This is a genomic window from Paenibacillus humicus NBRC 102415, from assembly GCF_004000905.1.
Taxonomy (GTDB): domain Bacteria; phylum Bacillota; class Bacilli; order Paenibacillales; family Paenibacillaceae; genus Paenibacillus_O; species Paenibacillus_O humicus.
Genome location: NZ_BIMD01000032.1, coordinates 1 through 12,182, shown reverse-complemented (window position 1 = coordinate 12,182; position 12,182 = coordinate 1). Strand labels below are relative to the sequence as shown.

Here is a 12,182-nt window from a genome sequence, read left to right as displayed (position 1 = left end):
GCAGTCTCGCGCATGTCGATATCAGTTGACCACGATCTTGAACGTTGAGGTCGTGTTTTTGATATTCGTGAAGTTGTTCGTCATTTTCAGGTTGTTGAATGTCACGGAACCGACTGCCGGCCCTTGGCCGGGTTCAGGCATTTCATTGGCCCAGATGGCTACGCCGGACTTGGCGTCGTAGGCATCCCCGCTCTTCTGCGCACCGGAGATCGAGATGTTGCTGAAGATCGTGTCGGTGACCGGGTTTTGCGGCTGGCCCCCGCTGTAGTTCGTCTGGAACATGATGCCGACATAAGTCGGGTCGATGATGTCCACGTCGCTGACGCGGATGCCCTGGAATACTTTGGACGCCGAGAACACCCAGATGGCCGGGAATACCTGCTGTCCCCAGAAATGGCCGCCGGAGCGGACGACCGAAATGTTCTGCAGATTGGTCGTCGGCGAAGCGCCGAAGCCGTTCATCGGATACCCGAAGTCGAGCGAGCTGATCGTGATGCCGGAGTAGCAGAGCGTGTCGGCAATGTAGATGTTGCGGAACGTGTTGCCGTAACCTCCGTACACCGCCAGGCCTGCCGCGCGCCAGGTAAGGATCGAGGTCAGGTTCTCGAAGATGTTGTCCTTCTCGTCCGCTCCGCCTGCATCGATCGCCGAGAACAGCGCGAAGCTGTCGTCGCCCGTCGCCCGCGCCTCGATGTTGGAGACGAGATTGTTCGTGCTGCCGTTGGTCATGTTGATGCCGTCGGCAAAGGTGTTGCGGATGCGGGAATTTTTGATCGTCATGTAGTCGGTGTTGGCGCCCCAGTACATGCACACCTGATGCTCCGTCCAGATGTTGTCGATCGTCATGTTCGCCACGTTGGAGAAGTCGAATACTTTGCCCGGTCCGTCGATGCGGCTCTTGTAGTTGCCGAAGTAGGCGAAGCCGGAGAAGGTCGAGCCATTGGCCGTCGCTTCGGCGCGGAAGCCGATGTCCGTATTGTCCTGGTTGGCCGGCGCCGTGAAGCGCGTATACCAAGGGCCTGCGCCGACGATTTTGACCGGCTTGCCGTAGACCTGGAACTTGTTCGAGGTCGAGTACGTTCCCGCCGGCAGATAAACGCCTTCCAGCGTGCCGGTCGTGTCCATGCGGAATTTGTCCAGCGCGTTCTGCACGTCCTGATGCGTGAAGCCGGCCGGAACGACGTACTTCGCCGGGTTCGGGTTGGCGATCGGGGCCACCTGCTCCAGGTTGATGAAGTCGATCGCATAGTTCGTCGTGTTGGCTGCATCCTTCTGCAGCTTGATCGTGCTGCCCGCCGGAATCGTCGTGTCGAACATCATGTTGGCCTCGTCATAAATATGACGCGGTCCGCCGGAGGAAGGACTGTTGTCGGGATTCGTTTCATTGCCGTACAGCCAGGCGTATTTGCTGGTGAGCTGGATGGCTTTGGCGAAGCTGCCGTTCACGTACACGTTGAGGGTGGAGTCGATGCCTCCTCCGCCGGGAGCGTCGGGAATGGAGAAGCGGACGACGAGCGTGTTCGTGCTCGCCTTCGTCGTGAACTGCACATAGCTGCCGGTCGAGTTCAGCGTGACCGCCTTGCGGCCGGAAGCTTCGCCGGCGATGTCGCCGATGTTCCGGTTCGGCCCGACGACGGAGGCGCCGCCGCCCGTAGCGCCGTCTTCGGCTTCGTACATGTCATACGGCATATTCGCGCCGCGTCCGACGAAGAACGATTGCGTGCTCGTGTTGTTCGCCTGCTTGACCGGCAGCTCGTTGCCGTCGACGGCGATGACGGTTTTGACGGTATATTTGCCGTTCACGGCCGTCCAGGTGCCGAGGCTGATCGGAGCCGTCGAAGCGCCGGCCGCAAGCGTGCCGCTGTAGGAACCGGTAAGCGTTTTCAGCACCGCTCCGCTCGATGCGTCCGACAGCGTCAGAGTAATGCCGTGAGCGCCGGCCGCGGATGCCGCCGTTCCTTGGTTTTTGAGGATGACCGAGAAGCTGACCGTATTGCCTGCAGCCGGATTGCCCGGACTCCAGCTCACGCTGGAAGCGATGAGGTCGGAGCTCGATACGGGGCTGACAACGAGCGGCGACGAGGCCGTGAAGCTGTTGTTGTTCTCGTTCAGTTCAACGACCGCGTTGTTCTCGTCGACCTTGGCGGTCGCTTGATAGGAGCCTGCGTCCTTGGCCCCGATGCTGAGCGGCACGTTGACGGAAGCGCCTGCCGCAAGAGCGCCGACATCGGCTGTTCCGGCCAAAGTGCTGCCCAGGTAGAAGTTGACCTTCGTGGCGGCCGATGCCGCCGTTCCGATGTTGCGGACGGCTGCAGTGAGCGTCACGGAGTCTGTTTCCACTGGAGAGGCTGGAGTCCAGGTGAGAGCGGAAACCGTCAGATCCGGATTCGGAGCCGGCGTGCCGATGACCTGGAACTCGGCGACCTGGCCTGCCGAGGAGCCCGTGTTCGCCGTAAAGACGAGCTGCACGTCGCTCGCGGTGCCGGAGACAGGAATCGTCACCGTGTTCCCCGTAGCCGGATCGAAGACGTAGTCCTTGGCGGCGACGAGGCTCGTGAAGGAGCTTCCGTTCTGGGTTTTGCCCATCACCTGGATCGTCTGTGTGCGCTTGCCCCAGGACGAATCCGGGTTCAGCTTCAGCACGATCGAGCTCAAGGCAGCATTCGCGCCCAGGCTGACGGTCAGCGTGTTGGGATAGGAGCCGCCGGCGCCTTCCCAATAAGTAGCCGTGTTGCCGTCATTGGCGTTGGCCGCTACGAAGGTATACACCGTCGAGCTGGCCGAGATCGGCTTGCCCTGGGCAAGATTCGAGCCGGGACCCGGCGTCGGGGTGGCTGTAGGCGTTGGTGTGACGGTTGGTGTCGGTGTTGGTGTTGGTGTTGGTGTTGGTGTTGGTGTCGGTGTCGGTGTCAGTGTTGGTGTTGGCGTTGGCGTTGGCGTTGGTGTTGGTGTCGGCGCGGTTCCTCCGTAAATCTCGAACTCCGAGAATTGGCCAGCCGGCCAAGCGGTGTTGGAGGCGATCGTCAGCTTCACGTAACGTACGCTTGCCGCCGTGAACGAGACGGTGACCGTATTGCCGCTGGCGGGATCGAAGGTGTAGTTGGCGGCGGCTTTCAGAGTGGTATAAGCAGAATCGTTCGTACTGCCGGAGATGAGGATATTCTGCGTGCGGGCTTCCCATCCCGAAGGCAGCTTCAGGACGACTTGGCCGACGCTCTGCGAGCTTCCGAGGTCGATTCGGACCCATTGCGGCCAAGCATTGTTGACGCTTTCCCAATAAGTCGATGCATTGCCGTCGTTGATGTTCGATGCCTGGTAGACATCCGCGTAGCCGCTTGCCGCCACGGACTTGCCGAGCGCGAGGTTCGTCGCCGCTTCAGCCGCATTCGGATGCAGCGACAGCGATCCGAAGATCAGCGCCAGGGCAAGCAGCAGCATTGAGGCGCGTTTCGTTTTTGCCATTCGTCAATTGCCTCCTTAATAATAGAGAGAATGATAGAGGACAAGCCGTAAACGCTTACAATTTTCTGCGGCATCATGCCGCAGCCTTCTGCCCTCCCCGCTGCGGGTATAGTTGCGATACCGTCCGGGCTGACTGTGTATCCCTTTCGGAATAGAGCCTTTCTGCGCCGGAGCGGTCTCGCCTATTTATTATGGCCTTCTCCGATCGGTTTAGCGATGTGTTGAATTACGGACCTCATGTTCATTTCTACGCTGGCAGGCTCGTTCAATACAGAAAAAGGGTTCCCTCTCCTTTCGCCATGTCTCATGCGCTTCCTTATACATCGTATCTTGGTATAAATAGAATACATTCATTGCTAGATTTTACAATAATAGAATATATTTTCATAAACTGAACGAGAGTTCGCTTCCGATCTGTTCGAGATTTATTCCGAATTGGCCCGTCGATGCTAATAACCGCTCTGTCTGGAGCTTTCGTCGAACGTCGAAGAAAAGCCCGAATGCCGCATATCGCTGGGCATTCGGGCTTTTTAGGAACTTACTTTTCAAGAATGCGCGCGACGACCCGCGCCAGCGCCGAGTCGGCTTCAATCTTGAGCGGGAGCGCGATGACCTCGAACGCCCCCTGGCCGGACAGCTTCTCCAGGCCCGTCAAATTTTCCGCGATCAGAATCCCGCTGCGGAACAAGAGCTTGTGCACCTCGAACGGATACCGGTCCGGAGACGGCGTATCCAGTCCGACCATTTTCACCCGATTGCGTACGAGAAGCTCTGCGAAGGCTTCGCTCAGCACCGGATAATCTTGGAAATAGTCAGGGTTCCCGAACAGCCGGTCATGCCCCGTACGGATCAAAACAATTCCTCCGGGCTTCAACAACTCCTCATATTCCGCCCGGTATTCCACCTTCTCAAGGCCTTCCGCCTCGATCAGGCAGCCTTCCCCGATGAACGATTCCAGCGGCTGCCGGCTCAGATAATCGTGAACGTCGAGCAGATGCATCGGCCCGTCGATATGGGTTCCCGCATGCATATTGGCCGTCAGGAGGTGGTTGTTGTACCCATCCCGGCCGATCTCGCTGGACTGGATGAGCACCGTCTCCCGGTCGCCGGGGTAGACGGGAAGATCGTGGCGCACCGCATGGGTCAAATCGATCAGCACGGCCCGTCTCCTCTCCGCTGGGAAGCAATCTCCTCCCGCATGCTCATGATCAGATCCTCCAGACTCATCGTTCCGAGATCCCCTTCACCGCGCTTGCGTACCGCTACACGGCCCGAAGCAGCCTCCTGCTCGCCGAGCACCAGCATGTACGGCACCTTCTGCAGCTGGGCTTCGCGGATCTTGTAACCGAGCTTCTCCGTACGGACATCCGCCTCGACTCGGATTCCCGCTGCCTGGAGCTGGGCCTTGACCCGGAGCGCATCGTCCAAATACTTGTCGGATACCGGCAGCAGCCTGACCTGTACGGGCGCCAGCCAGAGCGGAAACGCTCCCTCGTAATGCTCCGTCAGAATGCCCATGAACCGGTCGATCGACCCGTACACGGCGCGGTGGATGACGACAGGCGTATGCTTGCCTCCGTCCTCGCCCACATAGGAGAGGCCGAACTTCTCCGGCATCTGGAAGTCGAGCTGGATCGTGCCGCACTGCCAGCTCCGCTTGAGAGCGTCCTTGATATGATAATCGATCTTCGGCCCGTAAAAGGCTCCGTCACCTTCGTTCAGCCGATACTTCACGCCGCGGCTCTCCAGCACCTGCCGCAGGGAGCGCTCCGCCTCCTCCCATAGCTCCTCAGAGCCCATCGAGTCTTCCGGGCGTGTGGACAGCTCGATCTCGTAGGTGAATCCGAACACCGTGTACACATGGTCGATGAGCTCCATGATGGAAGCGATCTCGCTCTCGATCTGGTCCGGCCGCACGAACAGATGGGCGTCGTCCTGGCAGAACGTCCGGACTCGCGTCATGCCGCTCAGAGCGCCGCTGAACTCGTGGCGGTGCACCTGGCCGAATTCGGAGATGCGGATCGGCAGCTCGCGGTAGGAATGGAGGCTGTTTTTGAACACCAGCATATGCCCCGGGCAGTTCATCGGCTTGAGCGCGAATTCCGCCTCGTCCACCTGCGCGAAATACATGTTGTCCTTGTAATGGTCCCAGTGCCCGGACTCCTGCCACAGGCGCTTGTTCATCATGAGCGGCGTCCTCACCTCGTCGTAATCCCGCCTGCGCTGCAGCTCCCGGGCGAAATCCTCCAGCTCCGTGCGGATCGTCATTCCGTTCGGCAGATAGAACGGCATCCCTGGCGCTTCCTCGGAGAACATGAACAGGCCGAGCTCTTTGCCGAGCTTGCGGTGATCCCTTTTCTTCGCTTCCTCCAGCAGCTGCAGATGCTCTTCCAGCTCGGACTTCTTGAAGAAGGCCGTGCCGTAGATGCGCTGCAGCATGGGACCGGCCGAATCCCCGCGCCAGTACGCTCCCGCCACGCTCTGCAGCTTGAACGCCTTCACAAGCCCCGTCGAAGGCAGATGCGGACCGCGGCACAAATCCTCGAATTCGCCCTGAGCATACAGAGTGATGACGGCATCCTCCGGGAGATCCTGAATAAGCTGAACCTTGTAAGGCTCCCCCTGATCTCGGAAGAGGGCAAGAGCCTCCTCCCGGCTCGCCTCTCTCCGGATGATCGGCAGGTTTTCCCGGATGACGGCTTCCATCTCCCGCTCGATGGAGGCCAGATCCTCGCTGGACAAGCTTCGTTCCATGTCGATGTCGTAGTAGAACCCGTCCGCGATGACCGGACCGATGCCGAGCTTGACGGCTTCTTGGCCGTACAGCCGCTTGAGCGCCTGGGCCAGAATATGGGCCGTGCTGTGGCGGTAGATTCCGAGTCCGTCCTCGCTGCTCAGTGCGACGATCTCGACGAGCGAGCCGTCCCGTACCGGGACTCCGAGATCCGCCAAGCTTCCGTCGATTTTTGCCGCGACAGCCTGCTTGGCAAGTCCTGGGCCGATCGACTCTGCGATATCCCTGCCCGTGGTTCCCTGCGGGTACCTCCTTGCGTTTCCGTCTGCCAGCCGAATGTTGATGTCCACGATTTCTTCCTCCCTTTCCGAATATTGAACGCATGCTTGCTGTTCGCCGCCTTATCCGGCAGCGGACGCTGGCGCCGGAGGGGAAGAGCAGCCGACAACTGCTTTTCGCCCAACAAAAAAACGCCTCCGTCCCTGGAAAGGGACGAGTGCGTTCAGCTCGTGGTTCCACCCTTGTTCGACAAGCAGGCGCTAGGCGCAAAGGCGAAAAAATGCCCTGCGTGCGGAGCTGCGAGTCCTCATGGAATCGGGTAACGGGGATCGGCCGGTGCCGCCTACCCACCCGCAGCGCGGGCTTCGGCGGACGGCTGCGAAGGGGTAATCCACGCCCGGTTCCCGGGGAAGCTTGCAGCCTGGGCTTCCCTCTCTGTGCCGTCCGGTATCGGAGATCATGTCTTCGGTCATTGCCGTCTCATATTCGATTAGGGACTATCTTACAAACACGAATCGGCAATGTCAAGACATGACCGCGGCCGATGTTTGAATTGAGACCGCATTCGTTGATAGACTAGGAGAAGAACCATCGGCAGCTGCGGCTGCATAACCCCGTTAGGAGATGAGCCCTTATGCCAACCATGATTTGTCTGCACGGACTCACGCCAGAACTCGAACAGCAGGTGCGCGACGCCGCGCCGGGCTGGAACATCGTATTCGGACGGCCCAAGGAGCTGGAGGACGCCCTCTTCCGTGAAGCCGAGATCGTCTGCGGCTGGAGCCCTGCCGTCGAGAAGGAATCGCTCGGCGAAGGCGGCAGCCTGAAATGGCTCCAGTCCTGGTCTGCCGGCGTGGAAAAAATGCCGCTGGACAAGCTGGAGCAGGCCGGCGTCATCCTAACGACGGGCAGCGGCGTCCATCCGGTCCCGATGTCGGAGACGGCGCTCGGCATGATGCTGGCATTCTCGCGCAAGCTGCATCTGTCAATCCGCGCCCAGATGAGCGGCGAATGGCAGGAGCGCAGCGGTCATACCGAGCTGTACGGACGCACGCTGGCCGTCATCGGAGCGGGCGAGATCGGCACCGAGCTCGGCCGCATCGCCAAAGCGCTTGGCATGACGACGATTGGCGTACGCAGCACGGCCAAGCCGACCCCGCATATGGACGAGGTGTTCGGAATCTCGGATCTGACTTCCGTTCTGGAGCAGGCGGATTACGTCGTGAATGTGCTGCCGCATACATCCGAGACGGAAAACGTCTACGGCAAGAAGCAATTTGCAGCGATGAAGGACTCCGCCGTGTTCATCAATATCGGACGCGGCAAATCCGTCGATACGGATGCCCTCGTCGACGCTCTGCGCTCCGGCGCCATTGCAGGCGCGGGCCTCGATGTAACCGAGCCGGAACCGCTGCCGCAGGGCCATCCGCTCTGGGAGCTGGAGCAGGTCATCATTTCCCCGCATGTCGGCGGCGACACCGACCGCTATAAGGAGCGCATTGCGGCGCTGTTCATCGAGAATCTCAAGGAATATGTGAGTACCGGCAAGCCGGCGCGGAACATCGTGGATTACGGCCGGGGCTATTGAGGAAAGCCGGCAATCGAGATTAAGGCATAAAGAGGCCGCCTTTAAGTCAACCGTTGACTTGGGTACGGCCTCTTTTCGGCTTGCATCCTACTCTCGCTTCAAGATTGGAACGGGAGCGAGGGGCTTTTCCCTCTCTGCGCAGGACTTTCGCTTATGTTGAATTCAATTCCATGTATTCCTGCCCTGTACGAGCCTTGAAATAATGGTATAACCAATCGCGTGCAGGCGAATTAGACGATTTTTTCGGCTCTAGCGACTCATCTGCAGGCGAGTTTCAAGCAGACTGCCTGCTGCGTCCTCGGCCTCGAACCGCTAGTCCACCACGACCGGCCCAAAACCGGATTTACGGCCATCCAGGTTTGCCATGGGCCAACCCAAAAAACCGCGCTTCTCCTGTCGAAGGAAAAGCGCGGTTTTTTTGATTGAGGCAGCGGCCAGCGCAGCTCTCATCATCGGTCAAGGAAATGCCACCCCTCCAATAGGGAAGGATAGATACCGGCCGCTAGAGGAACCCCGTCGGCTCGCCGAAGACGCTCCGCACAGGAAGCTTACTCCGAAGACGCTTTACACGGGAAGCTTACTCCAAAGACGCTCCGCACAGGAAGCTTACTCTGAAGACGTTTCGCACAGGAAGCTTACTCCGAAGAAGATTCGCTCGAAAAGCTTACTCTCCGGAAAGTCTCAGCTGACGAACCAGACGGGTCAGATGCTCCAGCGCATAGAGCACGCGCTGCTTGACCTTGTCCTGCTCGGGCTCGCCGTCTTCGCCGAAATTGCGGTTGTCTCCGCCGATGGAGACCCACTCCGTGCAGTTGATGCCGTGCAGGTTGCGCACGATCGTCTGGAGCTGCGTCAGCGAGCTGACTCCGACAGCTCCCGCCGCGGAGCTCGCGACGAGCACCGGCTTGCCTTCAAACTGGGCAGAGCCGAGATAATCAAGCGCGTTTTTGAGCGTACCGGAGAAGGAGCCGTGGTACTCCGGCGTGCCGAGGATGAGGCCGTCGGCTTTTTGCGCCGCCTCGACCAGCTGCTTCACATTGTTTTCGAAGTACTCCATCGTCTCGGGAGAAGTGAAGATCGGAAGCTGGAGCTCCTGCGTAATTTCAGGCTGATCCGCGGAATACAGCGGCAGCGGAAGCTTGTGGAGATCGATGAACGTCACCTCGATGTCCTGCTTAATCAGCTCCTTCTCCATATACCGAAGCAGCAGCGTACTGGTCGAATTGATCCGGTTTCCTCCGGCGATAACGGCAATGTTCATGGTTCTCTCCATCCCTCCGGCTCCCATAGGCTGGAAGCTTTTTTCTTTATTATACTCGATCCTCCTAGTTTCTCAAGTTATTTCTTTACTTAGTATCAAACGGACTGCTTCCGGTTCTCGTCTTGCCCGAAGGATGCCGCTTGGCTGTCCTTATAGCCGGCTTTGATCCGAAACGCGACTTCCGTTCCTTTGTCGAGCGGCTTGAGATGGATGCCGCCGCCCATCCTCTGGACGAGATTTTTGCAGATGGCAAGGCCAAGCCCCGTCCCTCCGTACAGACGGGAGATGGACGAATCGGTTTGTCTGAACGGCTGGAACAGCAGATCGAGCTTATCCGTATCTACGCCGATGCCGGTATCCGCCACCAGGAACTCCACCTCGATCTCCGAGCCGCTGCGTCCCGTCTCCCTGACCTTGACCGCGATTCCGCCCTCTTCCGTGAATTTAACCGCATTGCTGATCAGGTTGGTCAGAATCTGGCGCAGTCTCATCTCATCCCCGACAAGCACTTCCGGGAGCCCGGAATCCAGCTCCAGCAGAGCCTGCAGCTGCCGCTCGCGCATCTTCCCGATGAACAGCTGCATGGAATCCAGGACGACGTCCCGCAGCGAAAAGGGGTCGGAAGCAAGCGTCATATGGCCCGACTCCATCTTGGAATAATCCAGCACGTCGTCGATGACGGCCAGCAGGTTGACCCCGCTCCCCCTTATGATATGCACATATTCCCGTTGTTCCTCGCTAAGCTCCGTATCCAGCAGCAGGTCGCTCATGCCGAGCACGCCGTTCATCGGAGTCCGGATTTCATGGCTCATCACAGCCAGGAACTCGCTTTTGATTTTCAACGCTTCCTCCGCCTCGGTCTTCGCCTTCAACAACTCCCTCTGGGCCGCATTGCGCGGGGTCAGATCCTTGGAGATCGTATATATGTCGGCTACTCCCGAGCCGGCATTCCACGGGACGAAAGCCGTGGACAGCTCCAGCTCCCGTCCTTCCTTCGTGATGATTCGGACCTCCGCCGTCTGGGTCATCCCTTGCCTTGCACGCAGAAAGCTGCGGCTGACACGCATGGCGTCGTCGGGATGGATCAGCTGCCAGAACGAAAGTCCCGCCAAATCCCCGAATCGGTATCCCGTCAGCTTGAGGGCGGCCGGATTAAGCCGAATGAGCTCGCCCTCCGGATTGAACAGGCAGACCATGTCCGGGTTATGCTCGAAGATCGAATCGTAACGGCTGCGGCTTCCTCTCGCCTCTCTCCAGGCCGCGCGCTTTTCCAGGGAGAGACTAAAGCTGATCAGCAGCAGCGTGACGATGACCAGGATGAACATCCATGAGAACATGCCGATCCACTCATTCACAGCCAGCCCCTCCTTCCGTTCTCCATTGTTACAGGACATTAACCTAAGGAATGGGAACATAACCGATCGTTCCATGGAATCTGCCGACATGAGGGACATCGTCAGGACGAAATGAATGGCTGATTCCGGAGAGAGCGTTCCGTTCCCCAAGCCTCCTTCCTTAAAGCGCTCCCGCTTCGGTTCATTCCTGTCCAGGCAGGGTACAGGAACACGACGACTCTTTTTTCCTATTCCATCATCAGACAGGAGAGATTGCCTTATGGCGAACAAGCTTGAAGGTGCCGAACTGGAAAATAAAATTGCCGAAGCCTTGCACAAATACGAGTACGGCGTGTTGTCCACGATTGAGGACGACAAGCCGCGCTCTCGTTACATGGCCGTCTTCCATGACGGACTGAACGCCTTGTTTCTCGCCGACCGCAGATCCCATAAGGTCGATCAGCTGGAGGACAATCCGCATGCCAGCCTGCTGCTGGGGCTCGAGGGGCGCAAGCATCCCGGGGTGATCGTGGACATGCAGGGGACAGCGAGCATTAAAAAAGACGAGGGCATCGTGAAAGAGCTCTGGGAAGATGACATGAGCCAGTATTGGGACGGCCCCGAGGACCCCAACATCGTCGTGCTGGAGCTGAAGCCCGAGACGATCGTTTATACCGAAGGACACAACGAGCAAAGCGTCTGGAAACGGAGCTAGGCTCAGCCTCAAAAAACGGGGTATTTGTTCAACCAATCCGGATGCAGGCCGGATTGGTTTTTTCTCATGGATGCCGCCTGCGATCCCCCAGGCTCCTTCCCCCCTCGCCAGCCGCGGCAGCGGATGCCCAGCCGGCAGCTGCGGCTGCTGAAATCTATTATTTCCTGCCGTCCGGCTAGCAAGGCAAATCTTTCCGGATCCCTAAACCTGCAGGTCCAGCACGGAACTCCGATCCAAAAATATGGAGCGACGTGCCGCGACCCTGGCTGACCGGCACGAAACATCCACAGCCTCCGTATTCTTGCAGACTTGATTCTATCGTTCCAAAGGACCAGCGATGGAAACAAAACAGAAATAGGCAAAGGCAGAACGAGAATAATCGTCCGGAGGCGGCAAGTTCGCCGCCAAGCTCGGCGATATCGGCAAGGATCTGTGGAAGGATGCCGACATTGCTGCCGTCAACAGCTTCCATAATGCGATGGCCGGACAATCCGAATACCTGAGAACTCAAGGCAGCCAGATCATAATGGTCGAGCGCGGGACATAAGGCATGGCGATCGTCAATCTCGTCGGCAGCGCCCAGCTGAGCTCGCCGACGAATCTGGCCGACGGCGTCTATGCCAGCAAAGGGACGGATGGGGGCACGTTCACCGTATCCGGCAGCATCGGCGGCGTCGGGGATGCGCCCGAATACAGGACGGCGATTTTGCCTATACGGTCAGCGCAGACAATCCGAGCGTGACGTTCGCTTTCCGGAACTGACGGCTCGTCACTGCATCAAGGGCGGGGCAAGGCAGAAATTCTGCCTT

9 protein-coding genes are annotated in these 12,182 nt (G+C 58.8%); 3 read left to right on the top strand and 6 right to left on the bottom strand.

The annotated features are described in order from the left end of the window. Positions 1 to 21: 21 nt before the first annotated feature. The 3 genes from PHU01S_RS17575 to thrS form a co-directional block, all read right to left on the bottom strand. A complete protein-coding gene (locus PHU01S_RS17575; RefSeq protein ID WP_127508922.1) occupies positions 22 to 3,462 on the bottom strand; it encodes a galactose-binding domain-containing protein in 3,441 nt (1,146 codons plus the stop codon). Between the two features lie 538 nt (positions 3,463 to 4,000). Further along, positions 4,001 to 4,621 carry a cyclase family protein gene (locus PHU01S_RS17570; RefSeq protein WP_127508920.1) on the bottom strand — a complete coding sequence of 207 codons (621 nt, stop codon included), beginning with the start codon at positions 4,619 to 4,621 and terminating at the stop codon, positions 4,001 to 4,003. Continuing rightward, complete coding sequence (gene thrS / locus PHU01S_RS17565; protein WP_048747362.1) at positions 4,615 to 6,546, bottom strand: threonine--tRNA ligase; 1,932 nt, start codon at positions 6,544 to 6,546, stop codon at positions 4,615 to 4,617. The genes PHU01S_RS17570 and thrS overlap by 7 nt, the downstream gene beginning before the upstream one ends. 563 nt (positions 6,547 to 7,109) lie before the next feature. On the opposite strand from thrS, the gene PHU01S_RS17560 reads away from it, so the two are divergent. Continuing rightward, positions 7,110 to 8,063, top strand: coding sequence for a D-2-hydroxyacid dehydrogenase (locus PHU01S_RS17560; RefSeq protein WP_127508917.1), 954 nt, complete (start codon positions 7,110 to 7,112; stop codon positions 8,061 to 8,063). Between the two features lie 664 nt (positions 8,064 to 8,727). Here PHU01S_RS17560 and PHU01S_RS17555 read toward each other — a convergent pair. Continuing rightward, on the bottom strand, positions 8,728 to 9,324 hold the full coding sequence (locus PHU01S_RS17555; protein WP_048747376.1) for an NADPH-dependent FMN reductase: 597 nt from the start codon (positions 9,322 to 9,324) through the stop codon (positions 8,728 to 8,730). A 95-nt stretch (positions 9,325 to 9,419) separates the two neighbouring features. Continuing rightward, positions 9,420 to 10,679, bottom strand: coding sequence for a PAS domain-containing hybrid sensor histidine kinase/response regulator (locus PHU01S_RS17550; RefSeq protein WP_164763101.1), 1,260 nt, complete (start codon positions 10,677 to 10,679; stop codon positions 9,420 to 9,422). 259 nt (positions 10,680 to 10,938) lie between these two features. Between PHU01S_RS17550 and PHU01S_RS17545 the strand changes: the two genes are divergently transcribed. Beyond that, complete coding sequence (locus PHU01S_RS17545) at positions 10,939 to 11,373, top strand: pyridoxamine 5'-phosphate oxidase family protein (protein WP_048747364.1); 435 nt, start codon at positions 10,939 to 10,941, stop codon at positions 11,371 to 11,373. Between the two features lie 175 nt (positions 11,374 to 11,548). Here the strand turns inward: PHU01S_RS17545 and PHU01S_RS17540 are convergent, their stop codons facing one another. Further along, positions 11,549 to 11,884 (bottom strand): hypothetical protein, encoded by a 336-nt coding sequence (locus tag PHU01S_RS17540; RefSeq protein ID WP_127508908.1) that lies wholly within the window; start codon positions 11,882 to 11,884, stop codon positions 11,549 to 11,551. A 39-nt stretch (positions 11,885 to 11,923) separates the two neighbouring features. On the opposite strand from PHU01S_RS17540, the gene PHU01S_RS17535 reads away from it, so the two are divergent. After that, positions 11,924 to 12,115: a hypothetical protein gene (locus tag PHU01S_RS17535; RefSeq protein ID WP_127508905.1), complete on the top strand. Its 192-nt coding sequence runs from the start codon at positions 11,924 to 11,926 to the stop codon at positions 12,113 to 12,115. The last annotated feature ends 67 nt before the right edge of the window (positions 12,116 to 12,182 follow it).